This window comes from Streptomyces sp. NPDC002935 (assembly GCF_040611295.1).
GTDB lineage: Bacteria > Actinomycetota > Actinomycetes > Streptomycetales > Streptomycetaceae > Streptomyces.
On sequence record NZ_JBEXNW010000017.1, the window covers coordinates 22,245 to 37,974 of the forward strand.

17 protein-coding genes and 1 tRNA gene are annotated in these 15,730 nt (G+C 68.2%); 12 read left to right on the forward strand and 6 right to left on the reverse strand.

Going from position 1 to position 15,730, the window contains the following annotated elements; all coding sequences use genetic code 11:
• The 9 genes from ABZX90_RS23180 (at position 1) to ABZX90_RS23220 (ending at position 9,054) form a co-directional block, all read left to right on the forward strand.
• Complete coding sequence (locus ABZX90_RS23180; protein WP_355207588.1) at positions 1–768, forward strand: NADH-quinone oxidoreductase subunit I; 768 nt, start codon at positions 1–3, stop codon at positions 766–768.
• On the forward strand, positions 765–1,424 hold the full coding sequence (locus ABZX90_RS23185; RefSeq protein WP_351124692.1) for an NADH-quinone oxidoreductase subunit J: 660 nt from the start codon (positions 765–767) through the stop codon (positions 1,422–1,424). Before ABZX90_RS23180 ends, ABZX90_RS23185 begins: the two co-directional genes overlap by 4 nt.
• Positions 1,424–1,810 carry an NADH-quinone oxidoreductase subunit NuoK gene (gene nuoK / locus ABZX90_RS23190; RefSeq protein WP_351124695.1) on the forward strand — a complete coding sequence of 129 codons (387 nt, stop codon included), beginning with the start codon at positions 1,424–1,426 and terminating at the stop codon, positions 1,808–1,810. Before ABZX90_RS23185 ends, nuoK begins: the two co-directional genes overlap by 1 nt.
• Complete coding sequence (locus ABZX90_RS23195; protein WP_355207593.1) at positions 1,807–3,798, forward strand: NADH-quinone oxidoreductase subunit L; 1,992 nt, start codon at positions 1,807–1,809, stop codon at positions 3,796–3,798. Before nuoK ends, ABZX90_RS23195 begins: the two co-directional genes overlap by 4 nt.
• A 6-nt stretch (positions 3,799–3,804) precedes the next feature.
• Positions 3,805–5,379 carry an NADH-quinone oxidoreductase subunit M gene (locus ABZX90_RS23200; RefSeq protein WP_355207596.1) on the forward strand — a complete coding sequence of 525 codons (1,575 nt, stop codon included), beginning with the start codon at positions 3,805–3,807 and terminating at the stop codon, positions 5,377–5,379.
• Positions 5,376–6,875 carry an NADH-quinone oxidoreductase subunit N gene (locus tag ABZX90_RS23205; protein WP_355207599.1) on the forward strand — a complete coding sequence of 500 codons (1,500 nt, stop codon included), beginning with the start codon at positions 5,376–5,378 and terminating at the stop codon, positions 6,873–6,875. The genes ABZX90_RS23200 and ABZX90_RS23205 overlap by 4 nt, the downstream gene beginning before the upstream one ends.
• A gap of 234 nt (positions 6,876–7,109) precedes the next feature.
• Positions 7,110–7,973, forward strand: a complete 864-nt coding sequence (htpX, locus tag ABZX90_RS23210; RefSeq protein ID WP_351124705.1) for a zinc metalloprotease HtpX — start codon at positions 7,110–7,112, stop codon at positions 7,971–7,973.
• The gene (locus ABZX90_RS23215) at positions 7,970–8,362 is read left to right on the forward strand and encodes a YccF domain-containing protein (protein WP_351124707.1); all 393 of its coding nucleotides are present in this window, start codon (positions 7,970–7,972) and stop codon (positions 8,360–8,362) included. Before htpX ends, ABZX90_RS23215 begins: the two co-directional genes overlap by 4 nt.
• A gap of 128 nt (positions 8,363–8,490) precedes the next feature.
• Positions 8,491–9,054 carry an SMI1/KNR4 family protein gene (locus ABZX90_RS23220; RefSeq protein WP_351124709.1) on the forward strand — a complete coding sequence of 188 codons (564 nt, stop codon included), beginning with the start codon at positions 8,491–8,493 and terminating at the stop codon, positions 9,052–9,054.
• Between the two features lie 4 nt (positions 9,055–9,058).
• Here ABZX90_RS23220 and ABZX90_RS23225 read toward each other — a convergent pair whose 3' ends face one another.
• Positions 9,059–10,303: an APC family permease gene (locus ABZX90_RS23225; protein ID WP_355207604.1), complete on the reverse strand. Its 1,245-nt coding sequence runs from the start codon at positions 10,301–10,303 to the stop codon at positions 9,059–9,061.
• 180 nt (positions 10,304–10,483) lie between these two features.
• Here ABZX90_RS23225 and ABZX90_RS23230 point away from each other — a divergent pair, with 180 nt between their 5' ends.
• Positions 10,484–10,750, forward strand: a complete 267-nt coding sequence (locus tag ABZX90_RS23230) for a GlsB/YeaQ/YmgE family stress response membrane protein (protein WP_351124715.1) — start codon at positions 10,484–10,486, stop codon at positions 10,748–10,750.
• Between the two features lie 229 nt (positions 10,751–10,979).
• On the opposite strand, the gene ABZX90_RS23235 is transcribed toward ABZX90_RS23230, so the two are convergent.
• Positions 10,980–11,468, reverse strand: a complete 489-nt coding sequence (locus tag ABZX90_RS23235) for a YajQ family cyclic di-GMP-binding protein (RefSeq protein WP_351124718.1) — start codon at positions 11,466–11,468, stop codon at positions 10,980–10,982.
• Between the two features lie 203 nt (positions 11,469–11,671).
• Between ABZX90_RS23235 and ABZX90_RS23240 the strand changes: the two genes are divergently transcribed.
• Positions 11,672–11,753 (forward strand) — tRNA-Tyr (locus ABZX90_RS23240).
• 164 nt (positions 11,754–11,917) lie between these two features.
• Here the strand turns inward: ABZX90_RS23240 and ABZX90_RS23245 are convergent.
• The 4 genes from ABZX90_RS23245 to ABZX90_RS23260 form a co-directional block, all read right to left on the reverse strand.
• A complete protein-coding gene (locus ABZX90_RS23245; protein WP_355207608.1) occupies positions 11,918–12,838 on the reverse strand; it encodes a hypothetical protein in 921 nt (306 codons plus the stop codon).
• 215 nt (positions 12,839–13,053) lie between these two features.
• Positions 13,054–13,350 carry a hypothetical protein gene (locus ABZX90_RS23250; RefSeq protein ID WP_351124720.1) on the reverse strand — a complete coding sequence of 99 codons (297 nt, stop codon included), beginning with the start codon at positions 13,348–13,350 and terminating at the stop codon, positions 13,054–13,056.
• 86 nt (positions 13,351–13,436) lie between these two features.
• Positions 13,437–13,604 carry a hypothetical protein gene (locus ABZX90_RS23255; protein WP_351124723.1) on the reverse strand — a complete coding sequence of 56 codons (168 nt, stop codon included), beginning with the start codon at positions 13,602–13,604 and terminating at the stop codon, positions 13,437–13,439.
• Between the two features lie 188 nt (positions 13,605–13,792).
• On the reverse strand, positions 13,793–14,623 hold the full coding sequence (locus tag ABZX90_RS23260; RefSeq protein WP_355207613.1) for a hypothetical protein: 831 nt from the start codon (positions 14,621–14,623) through the stop codon (positions 13,793–13,795).
• Between the two features lie 268 nt (positions 14,624–14,891).
• Between ABZX90_RS23260 and ABZX90_RS23265 the strand changes: the two genes are divergently transcribed.
• Positions 14,892–15,719 (forward strand): hypothetical protein, encoded by an 828-nt coding sequence (locus tag ABZX90_RS23265; RefSeq protein WP_351124728.1) that lies wholly within the window; start codon positions 14,892–14,894, stop codon positions 15,717–15,719.
• The last annotated feature ends 11 nt before the right edge of the window (positions 15,720–15,730 follow it).

Sequence of the window (15,730 nt, forward strand, 5' to 3'; positions counted from 1 at the left end):
ATGGCTCCCATCCCTGGCTCCGGCCTCGCCAAGGGCCTGGCCGTCACCCTCCGCACGATGACGAAGAAGACCGTCACCGCGCAGTATCCGGACGCCCAGCCCGAACTCCCGCCCCGCACCCGTGGCGTCATCGGCCTCTTCGAGGAGAACTGCACGGTCTGCATGCTGTGCGCCCGCGAGTGCCCGGACTGGTGCATCTACATCGACTCCCACAAGGAGACGGTCCCGCCCGCCGCCCCGGGTGGCCGCGAGCGCAGCCGCAACGTCCTCGACCGCTTCGCCATCGACTTCTCCCTGTGCATGTACTGCGGTATCTGCATCGAGGTCTGTCCTTTCGACGCGCTGTTCTGGTCCCCGGAGTTCGAGTACGCGGAGACCGACATCCACGAACTCACCCACGAACGCGACAAGCTCCGCGAGTGGATGTGGACCGTCCCGGCCCCGCCCGCCCTCGACCCCGGCGCCGAGGAACCGAAGGAAGTCGCCGCCGCCCGCAAGACCGCCGACAAACTCGCCACCGAACAAGCAGCTCAAGCCGAGGCAGCAGAGCAGGCAGCACAGGCCGAAGCAGCTCAGGCAGCACAGGCAGCTCAAGCTGGGCAGGCCGAGCGGGCTGGGCAGGCAGCACAGGCAGCACAGGCCGAGCAAGCTGGGCAAGCTGGGCGGGCAGGGCAGGCGACTCCGGAAGCGCAGGCCGACTCCTCGGCTTCCGCTCCGACCGATCCCCTGGCCACACCCTCCTCCGGTCCGCAGGAGGGACAGTCGTGACCTTCGCAGCAGCTACGGCCACGGCGGCCCACGCGACCACCGTCGCCGCCGGAGACCACGGCTTCCTCTCCCCGACCGGCGTCGAGATCGCCTTCCTCCTCGTCGGCCTGGTCACCTTCGGCGCCGCGATCGTCACCGTCACCACCAAGCAACTGGTGCACGCCGCCCTGTGGCTGGTGGTGGCCCTCGGTGGCCTAGCCGTCGAATACCTGCTGCTGACGGCCGAGTTCATCGCCTGGGTGCAGGTCCTCATCTATGTCGGTTCCGTCGTCGTCCTCCTCCTGTTCGGTCTGATGCTCACCAGGGCCCCGATCGGCCGCTCCCCGGACGCCGACTCCGGCAACCGCTGGGCCGCCCTGACCGTGGCCGTCGCCTCGGCCGGCGCCCTGGTCTGGGTCGTCGTCGACGCCTTCCGTACGACCTGGGTCGATCTGAACGGCGCCGCCGCCGGCTCCACCGAGGTGACCGGAGCGAGCCTCTTCCAGAACTGGGTCCTTCCCTTCGAAGCGCTCTCCGTCCTCCTCCTCGCCGCCCTGGTCGGCGCGATCGTCCTCTCCCGCAAGGCGAAGACGGACGCGGCCGCGACGACCACCCCGCACGTCCCCGGCAGCCGCAGCGGCCGGCAAGGCACGGACGACAAGGAAGGAGCCCGCTGATGCACCTCGCCTATCCCGCCGTGCTCGCCGCCCTCCTCTTCTGCACGGGCCTGTACGGAGTCCTCGCGCGCCGCAACGCGATCCTGGTCCTGATGTCGGTCGAGCTCATGCTCAACGCCGTCAACCTGAACCTCGTCGCCTTCGACGTCTGGCTCTCCAAGGCCGCCCGCGACACGCTGCACTCCGGCCAGGCCTTGACCCTGTTCACCATCGCCATCGCCGCCGCCGAGATCGGCATCGGCCTGGCGATCGTCCTCGCCGTGTACCGCAACCGCGGTACCTCGGACATCGACAAGCTCCGTGACACCGCCGAGGGCCACGGCCCCGACAGCGACGACCCCGACAGCGACGCCCCCGCGGCCGAGAAGGCTGAGGCCACCGCGTGACCACGACCACCCTCGCCGTCCTCGTCCCCCTCCTTCCGTTCCTGGGCGCCGCGGCCGGACTCCTCCTCGGCCGAACGGCCCCGGGCTTCGTCCGCCCGCTCGCCGTACTGCCCACTCTCGCGTCGCTCGTTCTCGCCGTGCTGGTCGCCGTGCGCCAAGGCGGCGGCCAGGCCATCGACTCGCGCACCGAACTCACCCCGACCGGCTCGGTCCCCATCGAACTCGGCCTGCACATCGACGGCTTCGCCGCCCTCGTCGCCGTACTCGTCGGCGTCGTCGCCACCTGTGTGCAGATCTACTCGACGGGCTACCTGCGCGACGACCCGCGCTACCCCTCGTACGCCGCTCTCGTCTCCCTGTTCACCTCCGCGATGCTGCTCGTCGTCTACTCCAGCGACCTGATGGTGCTTCTGGTCGGCTGGGAGGTCATGGGCATCTGCTCGTACTTCCTGGTCGGCCACTACTGGGAGACACCCGAGGCCCGTGCCGCCTCCATCAAGGCCTTCCTGGTCACCAAACTCGGCGACGTCCCCTTCCTCATCGGCCTGTTCGCGCTGGCCACGGACGCCGGCTCCTTCCGGATCACCACGGTCCTCGGCACCGTGGCGAGCGGCGGACTCCACCACCCGACCGTGGTCGCCCTGCTGCTCCTCGCGGGCGTGGCGGGCAAGTCGGCGCTGTTCCCGCTCCACACCTGGCTGCCCGACGCGATGGCAGGCCCCACACCCGTATCCGCGCTGATCCACGCCGCGACGATGGTCGCCGCCGGCATCTACTTCGTCGCCCGGCTCCTCCCCGTCTTCCAGGCCTCCGCGGCCGCGATGGTCGTCCTCGCCGTCATGGCCGGTGTCACGATGGTCGGTTCGGGGCTCGCCGCGCTCGCCCAGGACGACATCAAGCGCGTCCTCGCCTACTCGACGATCGGCCAACTCGGCTACATGGCCGGCGCCCTCGCCGTCGGCGACCGCGGTGCCGCCGTCTTCCACCTCCTCGCTCACGGTGCCTTCAAAGCGCTGCTCTTCCTCGCGGCCGGCGTGATCATCCACGCCTCCGGCACCAACTCGCTGGCCGTCATGTCCCGTATGAAGGACCTGCGCACCCGCGTCCCCGACGCGTACTGGACGATGACCGTGGCCCTGCTCGCGCTCGCCGCGATCCCTCCGTTCAGCGGCTTCTTCTCCAAGGAGGCCGTCCTCGGAGCCGCCGAGCACGTCGCCACCGGCCACACCGAGCAGGCCCCCGGCGCCTCCGGCTGGATCGTCCTGGTGACCGGTCTGATCACCGCCGTCCTCACCGCCGCGTACGCCGCCCGGCTGTGGCTGCTGGCCTTCCGCGGGCACGGAGCCGAAGCACCCGACCACGGCAGGCAGCCGGTCACCATGACGGCGGTGCTCTGGGTGCTCGCCGTCCCGTCGCTCGTCTTCGGCCTGGCGATCGGTCCGCTGCCCGACTGGTTCGACGGCCGTGACCTGACGCCGGTCCTCACCACCTCGGTGCTCGGCACAGGGCTCGCCCTGGTCGGCGTGATCGTCACCTACGGCGCCTGGCGGCACACCACCCCCCTGGCGGCCCGCAGACCGATGGGCGCGGTCGCGGCCCACCCGGGCGCCGATGCCGGACAGGTCGAGGCCGAGGCCATCGCCGCCCACGAACCCGCCTTCGGAGACGTGGCCTACGTCCCCGACCCGGCGGACCCGGGCCGACTGCTGCTCGGACCGCTGCACCGCCACGCGGCCGTCGGCTTCCACCTCGACGCCGTGTACACCGCGCTGTTCGTCCGCCCGGTGCAGGCCGGAGCCTCGCTCGTCCGGTTCCTCGACCGTGAGGTCGTCGACACCTATGTACGCGGCGCGGGCGCCCTACCCCGCTGGCTGGGCACGGCCGTACGGCGTGCCCAGACCGGCAATGTGCAGACCTATGTGAGCGCGCTGCTCGCCGGCACCGTCGTCCTGGTGGTCGCCGCCCTCCTCGTCGCCACGGGAGCGTGAGCACGCGTGATCGATATCAGTGAATCCGTGATGCAGATTCTTCTCGCGTTGATCGTCGTCGGCCCGCTCATCGGGGCCGCCGCGGCCCTTCTGCCGGCTCCTCCCGGGCTGAAGGGGAAGTCGCCCGAGCAGGCGGTGCTGCGGCACGGCGTGATCGTCACCGGCGTGGTGCTCATCGCCGCGATCGTCCTCGCCCTCGGCTTCGACCACGACCATCCGTCGAGGATGCAGGCCAAGACGGACATCAGCTGGATCCCCGCACTCGACGTGCGGATCCACCTCGGCATCGACGGCATTTCCCTCCCCCTTCTGGTCCTGACCGCTCTGCTGACCTTCCTCTGCGCGCTGTACTCCTACTTCAAGATGCCCGCGGGCCCGACCCCGAAGGCATTCGTCGCGCTGCTGCTCGTCCTCGAGTCCGGCACGCTCGCGACCTTCGCCGTCCTCGATCTGCTGCTGTTCTTCCTCGCGTTCGAGATGGTGCTCATCCCGATGTACTTCCTCATCGCCCGGTGGGGCGGTGCCCAGCGTCAGGCCGCGGCCTGGAAGTTCATCCTCTACACCCTGCTCGGTTCGGTCGTCATGCTGCTCGGCCTGCTCCTGATCGGAATCAATGCGGGCACATTCGACATGGTGGCACTCGCCACTGACAACGGCCGGTCGCTGAGCACATCCGTGCAGGTCATCGCCGTTCTGGCGATCGGGCTCGGGCTCGCGGTCAAGACGCCGATGTGGCCGCTGCACAGCTGGCTGCCGGACGCCCACACCGCCGCTCCGACCGTCGGCTCGGTCCTGCTGGCCGGCGTCATGCTGAAGATGGGCACGTACGGGTTCGTCCGGATCCTGCTGCCCATCACCCCGGACGGCTTCCGGACCTTCGCCCCCTACCTGGCCGCCTTCGCCGTGGTCGGGATCATCTACGGTTCCCTGGCCTGCCTGGCCCTCGCCAAGCAGGGTGCGAAGGGCGACCTCAAGCGGCTCATCGCCTACTCCTCCGTCGGCCACATGGGCTTCGTCCTACTCGGCATCTCGACGATGACCCCGACCGGCGTGAACGGCGCGCTGTTCGCCAACATCGCCCACGGCCTCATCACCGGCCTCCTCTTCTTCCTCGTCGGAGCGCTGAAGGACCGCACGGGCACCACCGACCTCGACACCCTCGCCGAGGAGACGGGCGCCGCTCTCTACGGCAAGGCCCCGCGCCTCGGCGGCCTGTTGGCCTTCGCCGCGGTCGCCTCGCTCGGCCTGCCGGGCCTCGCCGGGTTCTGGGGCGAGATGCTGGCGCTGTTCGGCGCGTTCGAGCCCGCCGCAGGCCTCAGCCGTCCCGCCTACCTGACGTTCATGGCCATCGCCGCGCTCGGCACGCTGCTCACCGCCGCGTACATGCTCATCGTGGTACGCCGGGTCTGCATGGGCGCGGCGTCGCAGGAGTCTCCGCAACTCGCCGACGTCCAGAACTACGAGTTCGCCGCCTGGACGCCGCTCGTCGCCCTCACCGTCGCCGCCGGTCTGTGGCCCCGGGCCCTGCTCGGCCTGACCGACCCGGCCGTACAGCAGCTCCTCGCAGGAGGCACCCGATGAGTTCCCTGGTCCAGTCCGTCGACTGGCTCGCCATCGCGCCGCCCACCCTCGCGGCGGTCGTCGGACTCGTCGTCCTCGTCGCCGATCTCTTCATCGGCGACGCGAGGAAGTCCGTACTCGGCTGGATGTCCGTGGCGGGCCTCGCCGCGTCCGCGCTGTTGCTGCTCCCCCTCCTGGACGGCGACCGGGCGACGTTCTGCCTGACAGGCGACGCGAACACCTGCAGCTACGTGGCGGACCCCTTCACCCTGGTCATCCAGCTCCTGGTTCTCGGCGGCGCGCTCCTCGTCGCCCTGCTGTCGGTCACCGCACTGAAGGACGCCGACCGGCAACTCCCCGAAGGGGAGTATTGGTTCCTGCTGCTCTCCTCGGCCGCCGGCGCGGCCCTGCTGCCCGCCTCCCGCGACCTCGCGACCCTCATCGTCGCCCTGGAAGTCGCCTCGCTGCCCGCCTTCGCACTCGTCGGCATCAAGCGCGGCGACAAGAAGTCCTCGGAAGCGGCCCTGAAATTCTTCCTGTCCTCCGTCACCGCGACCGCGGTGAGCCTGATGGGCGTCAGCTTCGTCTACGCGACGACCGGCACCCTCTACCTCACCCAGATCGCGGACCGGATCCAGCACGTCGACGGACAATTCCACACCCTCGCCCAGACCGGCGTCGTTCTCACCCTCGTCGGCTTCGCCTTCAAAACGGCCGCCGTGCCCTTCCACTTCTGGGTGCCCGACACCTACGTAGGGGCGCCCCTGCCGATCGCCGCCTACCTGTCGGTCGTCGGCAAGGCGGTCGGCTTCTCCGGGCTGATCCTCGTCACCGTCATCGCCTTCCCGTCGTACGCGGACGTCTGGGGCCCGGCACTGGCAGCGCTCGCAGCCCTCACCATGACGGTCGGGAACGTCGGCGCCCTGCGGCAGCAGGCCACGCGCGCGTACAGCGCGGTACGGCTGCTCGCCTGGTCCTCCGTCGGACAGGCCGGCTACCTCCTGGTCCCGATCGCGGCAGCCGCCTATTCCAAGGACGCCGAGAAGGCCATCGGCTCCACGGTCGCGTACGCCCTGATGTACGCCGCCGTGAACCTCGGCGCCTTCGCCGTGGCCGCACTCGTGGCCCGCAGACACCCCCTGAACCGGATCAGCGACTACCGGGGCCTGTACGCCGAGAGCCCCCTCTCCGCGCTGATCCTCGGCTTCTTCCTGCTCTGCCTCGCCGGTCTGCCGCCGGGCATCATCGGCCTCTTCGCCAAGGTGACCGTCTTCTCGGCGGCCGTCGACGCGGGGCTCGGCTGGCTGGCCGTCGTCATGGCCGTCAACGTGGTGATCGCGCTCTTCTACTACCTCCAGTGGACGACGCTGCTCTTCCGCGCCCCCGAGGGCGAACCGGGCACGCACCGCGTCCCCGCCCCGCTCACCGCGGCCATCGCCCTGACGGCCGTACTGGGCATCGTCCTGTCCGGGGCACCCCAGCTGATCCTGCGCTTCTCGGAGACCGGCCTCTTCTGAACCGGCGACCGGTTCGCCGCCCGGGCCAACCGGTTTCTCCGCCCCGTCCAAGAGGCACGCGCGCGCGTGGAACGCCGTTCGATTCACCCGGACGGCGCACGCGTCGGGCAGCGCGCACAAGGGAACTAGAGCTCTCCGTCTGGCGTTGACCAGTACGGGAGGGTCCACTGAAGAGTGGAAGCAGAGCATCAGCAAGCAAAGGGTTCCCCTGCCGCACCACTTGGAGGGCGTACCGTGCACCGCCGGCACAACGGGCTCAGGACAGCCGTACTCCTCGGGGGACTGTCCGCACTCATCATCGTCATCGGCAGTTTCTTCGGGCGCACCGGCCTGATCGTCGCGCTGTTCATCGCGATCGGGACGAACGCGTACGCGTACTGGAACAGCGACAAACTGGCTCTACGCGCGATGCGTGCCCGCCCGGTGAGTGAGTTCGAGGCCCCGGCCCTGTACCGCATGGTCCGCGATCTCTCCACCCAGGCCCGCCAGCCCATGCCGCGCCTGTACATCTCACCGACGGAGGCGCCGAACGCGTTCGCGACGGGCCGCAACCCCCGCAACGCGGCCGTGTGCTGCACCGAGGGGATCCTGCGCATCCTGGACGAGCGCGAGTTGCGCGGTGTCATCGGCCACGAGCTCAGTCACGTCTACAACCGCGACATCCTGATCTCGTCCGTGGCCGGCGCCCTCGCCTCCGTGATCATGTTCCTCGTCAATTTCGCCTGGCTGATCCCGATCGGCCGCTCCAACGACGACGACGGTCCCGGCATTCTGGGGATGCTCCTGGTCATGATTCTGGGCCCGCTTGCCGCTTCCGTCATCCAGCTCGCCATCAGCCGCTCCAGGGAGTACGAGGCGGACGCGTCCGGTGCCCAGCTCACCGGCGACCCCCTCGCTCTCGCGAGCGCGCTGCGCAAGCTCGACGCCGGCACGAAGCAGCTGCCGCTGCCCCCCGAGCCGCGCATCGAGACCGCGAGCCACATGATGATCGCGAACCCCTTCCGCCCGGGAAAGGGAATGTCGAAGATGTTCTCTACGCATCCGCCGATGGCGGAGCGCATCGCCCGGCTCGAGCAGATGGCAGGTCGTCAGCTGTGAAGACAATTCTGAACGTCATTTGGCTCATCCTGAGCGGCTTCTGGCTGTTCCTCGGGTACCTGGTCGCAGGCATCATCCTGTGCATCACGATCATCGGCATCCCGTTCGGAATCGCCGCGTTCCGTATCGGCGTCTACGCCCTGTGGCCGTTCGGCTATACGACGGTGGAGCGCCACGACGCGGGCGCGCCGTCCTGCGTGGGCAACGTCCTGTGGCTGGTCCTCGCGGGCTGGTGGCTCGCCCTGGCCCACATCGTCACGGGCATCGCCATGTGCATCACGATCATCGGCATCCCGTTCGGCATCGCCAACTTCAAGCTCATCCCGATCTCGCTGTTCCCGCTGGGACGCGAAATCGTGCCCACGGACCAGCCGTTCGCCTCCCGCTGACCGCTGACCGCTGACCGCTGACCGCTGACCGCTGACCGGTGAACCGGTGACCGGTGGGCGCGGGGCGTCTCGCACGAGGGTTGTCCACAGGCTGCCTGATTGTCAGTGGCGCGCTGCATGATGAACCCATGACCGAAATCGAGCAGTTGCTGGCACGGGTCGCTACGGAGGCTCGCAACACCCGCCCGTGGGGCTGGCCTTCGCTGCCCGAGCCCGTGGGCACGGCTGAGGTCGCCCGCGCCGAGGCGGTACTGGGCTTCCCGCTCCCCGCGCTGCTCGCCTCGCTGTACCTGCGGATCGGGGACGGCGGATTCGGTCCGGAATACGGTCTGTTGCCCCTGCTCGACGGCCCGCCGGCGGGTGAGCCCGCGGTCGTTCCGCAGTACCTCGCCAGCCGCGAGAGCGGCCGCAAGGACCCCGAATGGCCATGGCCCGAGGGTGTCCTGCCGATATCCCACTGGGGCTGCGGAATGTACGCGTGCGTGGACTGCCGAAGCGCCGACGGCACGGTCCTGCTCTACGAGCCGAACGCCGACGAGGCCGACCACGCCTGGTACGTCGACGCACCCGACCTCGCGAGCTGGCTGCGCACCTGGCTCGACGGAACCGGCTGGTACGAGGAGTCCAACGACGGCGCGGACCTCCCTCCCTGGCCCGACTTCCGCATACGCACGACCGTGACGGCTTCCTGACCCGCTAGCGCGAAGCCGCCCACAGCCGTACGCCGTACGCCGCCGCTCCCACCGCCAGGACGGTCGCGCCCACCACCACCGAAACCACCGGCAGGGCGAAGGCCAGCGTCACGCAGCCGAGAAGTCCGAGCGCCGGCATGATCCGCGACGCCGGGGCCGAACTCAGTGTCCAGGCGGAGGCGTTGGCGACCGCGTAGTAGGCCAGCACACCGAAGGAGGAGAAGCCGATCGCGCCGCGCACGTCCACGGTCGCGGCCAGCGCCGCGACCACCACGCCCACGGCCAGTTCCGCCCGGTGCGGGACCTGGAAGCGCGGATGCACGGCGGCCAGGGCGCCCGGCAGATGACGGTCGCGGGCCATGGCCAGCGTGGTCCGCGAGACACCCAGGATCAGGGCGAGAAGAGAGCCGAGCGCGGCCACCGCGGCCCCCACCCGCACCACTGGCACGAGCCATTGCAGCCCGGCTGCCCGTACCGCGTCCACCAGCGGTGCCGGGGCAAGCCCCAGCCCAGTCGATCCGAGCACCGAAAGAACAGCGACCGCGACCGCCGCGTACACCACGAGCGCGATGCCCAGGGCCAACGGGATCGCGCGCGGAATGGTCCGCGCCGGATCCCGTACCTCCTCACCGAGCGTCGCGATCCGCGCGTACCCGGCGAACGCGAAGAACAACAGACCGGCAGCCTGAAGCACCCCGCCCGCGCCGGACGACAGTCCGATGCCCAGCCGACCGGCATCGGAGACGTCCGAGCCGAGACACCCGACCACCACGCAAGCGAGGACCGCCAGGACCACCGCCACGATCGCCCGCGTCAGCCACGCCGACTTCCGCATGCCGCCGTAGTTCACGGCGGTCAGCGCGACCACGGCCGCGACCGCCACCGCGTGCGCCTGCGCCGGCCAGACGTACGCGCCGACGGTGAGCGCCATCGCCGCGCAGGAGGCCGTCTTGCCGACGATGAACGACCAGCCCGCCAGATAGCCCCAGAAGGCGCCGAGCCGCTCCCGCCCGTAGACGTACGTGCCGCCGGAAGCGGGGTACAGGGCGGCGAGCCGTGCAGAGGACATCGCATTGCAGTAGGCGACGACGGCGGCGACCGCGAGTCCGAGAAGCAGTCCGGATCCGGCCGCGCGCGCCGCGGGGCCGAGCGCGGCGAAGATCCCGGCACCGATCATCGAGCCGAGCCCGATGAGCACGGCGTCCCCGACGCCCAGGGTGCGGCGCAGCTCGGCGCTGGACTCAGTCATGGGCCGCACCCTACTGATCACCGCAACCGGAGGGAGCCCCGGCGACGTCCTGTTCATCGACACGGCACCGAACACACGCGTGACCCGCACCGGAGACGGACGGCTCGGGCACGGCCCGGCAGGACCGAGATCACAGGGCCGGGACAGCGTGGACACAGCGCGGAAGGGCAGGTTCAGGACATGGGCATCATCAGCTGGATCATTCTGGGGCTGCTGGCCGGCGCCATCGCCAAGTTCCTGCTCCCCGGGCGCGATCCGGGAGGCTTCATCGGAACGACCGTCATCGGTGTGGCGGGCGCGTTCATCGGCGGCTGGATATCGGCCCGCTGGCTGGACCACCCCATCACCAAGCAGTTCTACGACGGTGCCACTTGGGCCGCCGCCATCGGCGGTGCGCTCGTGCTGCTGGTCGCCTACCGCATCCTGTTCGGCGACTCACGCCGCTAGCGCGGATCCCCGAGGCCGCGGCCGACGGGCGAGCAGGGCGGGCGCGCTGGGGTGCCCACCCTGCTCGTACCGTCGGCCGATCCGAGGGCCGCTGCCCGGTACACGCGGCGACGCGATCCCGGCAACGCCACGCCCCGCCCCGCCAAGAACCGGCCCGCGGCGACCCGGCCGCTGAGCCGGGCCGACGACGTACTGCCGGTGCTGGTCGGCGCTCGTCGTGCCAGGGGTTCTACCGGTAGTTCACGTACTGCAGGGCGAAGTCGAAGTCCTTGCCCTTGAGGAGAGCCTGAACGGCCTGCAGGTCGTCACGGCTCTTCGAGCTGACGCGCAGCTCGTCGCCCTGCACCTGGGCCTTCACGCCCTTGGGGCCCTCGTCGCGAATGATCTTCGCCACCTTCTTCGCGTTGTCCTGGGAGATGCCCTCCTCGATCGTCGCGAAGATCTTGTACTCCTTGCCGGAGAGCTGGGGCTCACCGGCGTCCAGCGACTTCAGCGAGATGCCGCGCTTGATCAGCTTGGTCTCGAACACGTCGAGGATGGCCTTCACCCGCTCCTCGGAGTTCGCCTCCATGAGGATCTTCTCGCCGGACCAGGAGATGGAGGCGCCGACGTTCTTGAAGTCGTAGCGTTGCGAGATCTCCTTGGCGGCCTGGTTGAGGGCGTTGTCGACCTCCTGCCGCTCGACCTTCGAGACGATGTCGAAACTGGAGTCGGCCATGTCCTGTGGCTCCTTGTATCGGGGTGCGTAGGGGCGGCCGTCGAGCCCGGCGTAGGCCTCCGGCCGCATCCGCATAAGCCTAGCCACCCCCCTCCCCCCAAGCGTCGATCAATTGGGTGGCGAAGCATCCCCGAGCATCAGGTATCGTTTACGTCGTTGCCAGGGAGCACCGCCGAAAAGCGGGGCTCAGGGGCAGCAATCTTGGCGGTGTGCCCGAGCGGCCAAAGGGAGCAGACTGTAAATCTGCCGGCTTCGCCTTCCGTGGTTCGAATCCACGCGCCGCCACACGACCGAAAGGGTCTGTGACCAGCAGCAATGCTGATCACAGACCCTTTCGTCGTTCCGGGCTCGCGAGAAGTTGTTTTAGCCGCTTTCTCCCACTGTGTCTCACCCTGACTCGCGTGTTGACCGGCCCGCGTGGGGCAGGCGTGGGGCAGCTTTCCGGCTCCCTACCTGCCGTTTCTCAGCATGGCTTCAATGCGGGCGTTCGCCGTGGCCGCGGCACCGGCGAGGCACTTTGCGTAGACGCGGAAGAGCACGGCCACGCTGTGTCCCGCACGCGCGGCGACCACCTGTGGCTCCACGCCGGAACTGAGCCATATGGAGGCAGTAGCGTGGCGCAGGTCATACGGGCGCTTGGCGGGCTGCGAGGCGTGCTGGGAGGGCGTGAGGGCGCGACGCGCCTGTGCCCGCACTTCGCCGTATCCGGTGTCCTGGATGAGCCCGCCACGCTGCGTACGAAACAGCCGTCCGTCCGGGGCGACGCCGTAAGCGACCGGGTCAGGCGGAACCGGCACCGTTCGCACCGACTTTCGAGGTCGATGCTTGAGCCCTCGTTTGTCGTGCTCCTCACCGCTGTCCGTCCATGCGGAACCCGTCCGAGGACGCGTCTCACGGAGCCGCAGAGCGCCCCAACCGCACCGCGGTAAGTCGCAGTCCTGCATCTGGAGCCCGATTACCTCCGCCGACCGTGCCGCCGCGTAGTACATGCACCCGAAGAACGCCACCAGATGCCGCCCTCGGGCGCTCTGCGCACGTACGGCATCGAGCAGGGCGAGAGCCTGGCGCGGATCTGGCACACAGGCTGGGTCCAATTCTTCGTCCACCTGTTCAGGCGCCTTCCACTGGACCTGAGGCAAGGGATTGTCCGGCAGACGTCCGGCGTCGACCGCGTAGCCCGGGGCGTTGTAGAAGATGGCGCGCTTCCTGTGGATGGTGGACGCGGACGCCGTGGTGCCGTCGAGCTTCTTTGTCAGCGCGTCGAGGGCAGCGCGCACCTTCATGCGATCGGCGAGCGCTGACGTGGGCAGAGATTTACGCTCGAACCAAGTGTCGCCTGCCGCCCTGACCCTTTCTGTCGAACCGGTCATCCTGTGGCCGTCGAGTGCCCGGACGAATTTCCGTGACCGGAACTGAGTCCCGCGATCGGTGTGAAGAATGCAGCCGGCGACGTGTCCACGCCGGGCGACGGCGTTGTTCAACTCCCCGGGCCCGCTGCGGTCTGTTGACCAGGAAGTTCTGCGGCATGCCCGATGGTCCCAAACGGCCCTGACGGCAGGGGTTTGTGCGACCCTCTCCTTGAGAATCAGGTGCCAGAGTTGTCGACGAACCCCACGATATCGAGGTATTCGATTTTGGGCGGGACGCCATAGATCCCCGTCACCTTGTCGACGATCTCCTCCGTGAAGAAGGCACGGGCTTTCTCCTCGTCATCCCACACGTAGAAGTTCCTTGCCTGAACGCCGTCTTCGTCGAGCGTGAAGCCCTTGAAGCGAAGGCCGGCCATGCCTTCGAACGGTCCTCGGAGTTCGTCGGCAATCTTTGCGAGAGTTGAACGATCGAACTTGTCGGTCTGCGTGAAAGTCACGAGCACGCCGATCATCGGGCCTCTTATCGATTGTGTGAGCAACGGTCGATCGAGTGACACTAGCGGCGGATCCTAGTACACGCGGCCGGAAGTTCTGGTCATTAAGCCGCGAATGTCGGCGAACTCGGATAGATCGTCCGGGTGACCGCAGACAGCTCGGTGATGCTGCGGTCGGCGAGCCGCTGGGCGAACATCGACCAGTGGTGGACGGTCTTGAAGATCCGCCGGATGGGGGCACCACGCCGAGCGGAGCGTCTCGCTGAGACCATGACCAACCCGGACGCAAAGCTATGGATGAACATCCTGGCGGCCGCGATCCTCGCCAGCAACTGGAAGGGCCTCCAGACTCCCGCGCCTCGGATCCTGGCGGACTATGGCGCCGGGAGCCGCGAGTCTGGTTTTGCGGCGGACAGGAACTGGTTGAACGGTGGGCTTGTGATTCTTGCTGTGCAAGACATCATCGCGGAGCTGAAGCGTCGTCAACGATTTCCCCGCGCCTGGGGTGTGGAGTCCGCCGTTGGAAAGAGTTGCCGATCTGGTTTCGCGGTCGCTTTCTGGCGTCATCCAGGCGAATCGCAATGAGTCGCGACTCCGGAGTAATTCCAACCCCGCTCAGGAGTCTATGGTCTTCCTCCGTGCCGTTTCGTTCAGACCAGAGGGATCCCAGGTTCCCGAGCCTCTTCTTGCTTCCCGCGTCCAGAAGGATCCAATCTCGCCCATATCGAAATGGTGGAACGGATTCGCTGATATACCCCCATAGGGAGTCGAGAAAATTGCTCACGGTCTGCGTGCTGAAGGTCGTGCACTCGAACATGTCGTCGGGAATTTCAGTGATTGCACTCACGTCGACAGTCAGAGTGCGTTCGGCGAGAACCCTTTTGGCGTTGTCGAGTGTCTCCTCCAATACGTTGGAAGGATCCGAAGGATTGTCCAAGGCTGGAGGCAGCACGGTACGTAGCATGTCATTGACGACCACCTGGATGGTATCGGGATCCGGTGTTGATCGGCGACGCATGCCATCCACATAGGTGCCAATCGACACGTGTTCTGGGAAATCCCCCGGTGCGTAGAGCACCTCGGGTCGTTGCCACAGGATGAGGAAGAACACCGTGGATACCAGTACGGGGAACACGACGGCGAACACTGCAAGCAGCCCTTGGACCCAGCCGCTTGATTGGGCAGCCGCAATACCTACGGTCGTCTCGGAGAGTCCCAGAAAGAGGGCGATGATCCAGAGAGGGTTGAGGACTCTCGGTGGATGGCCTGGTGGAGGTACTTCGGTTCCCATGGTGCCAGCGTGGCACTGAGCGGGTGTCGTTGGGAGCGAAACGGGCTTGCCCGGCGGTGGTGGCTACTAGGTCGTGGGCCAGGTCCCGCCAGGCGAGAGCCGAAACATGTCTGACCAGGCCGTTCCTCCAGCAAATTTGACGCCTTTGGCATCCGCGGGCGGGAGGGACCGGCTGCGGGGCGGTGAGCTGGGCGGTCGGGGCCAGGGGGCATGAACTCGTCAGCTAGGCTGCCGCCTCTTGTCATGGAGTTTTCCTGAAGAGGTGTGAATGAAGACAGGCAGACGAACCGTCGCGGTGGCCACGCTCGTGGGGGCGTTGGGGCTCTCGGTGCTGAATGCGCCGACGGCTCAGGCGGCGGACACCGGTATCACCGTGTCGGACATCGTCATCAACAACGGCAAGCCGATCGTCGTCGGCACGTCGAAGGAGGTGGAGCCGCCCATCACTTTCAACATCGCGCTGCCTTCCGGGTACAGCACCGCCGACCCCTTCCGCTACGACGCGTTCCCCTTCCTCTACCGCGGCAGCATGACGACGGCGGCCGACACCGGAGAGAACTGGATCGGGCCGGGCGGCTACACCTGCTTCGAGGTGGACTCCAAGCACGCTCGCTGCGAGGGCAACCTCTACATCGACCCGCACCCGAGTCAGGACCACGTCGACTCCAACAGCGACGCCACGACCTGGAAGGTCGGCGTCTCGCTGAAGCTGTGGAAGGCCGACGGCGGCCTCAAGACCGGGGAACTCGAGACGCGGTCCACGACCACTCAGCTGAAGCGCGCGGCCAAGGCCACCACCAACGCCTCGCCGGAGCCGGTCACCAAGGGCAAGTCGATCACCGTCACGGGCAAGGTGACCCGGGCGAACTGGAGCACGAAGAACTACGACGCCTACAGCGGCCGTACGGTCAGCCTTCAGTTCCGCGCCAAGGGCGCCGACACCTTCAAGACGGTCAAGAAGGCCACCACCAGCAGCACCGGGGGTCTGAAGGCCACGGTCACCGCCTCGGTCGACGGCTACTACCGCTGGGTGTACTACGGCAACTCGACGACCGGCGTCGCCACCAGCGCGGCCGACTACGTCGACGTGAGCTGACGCCCTCGGTA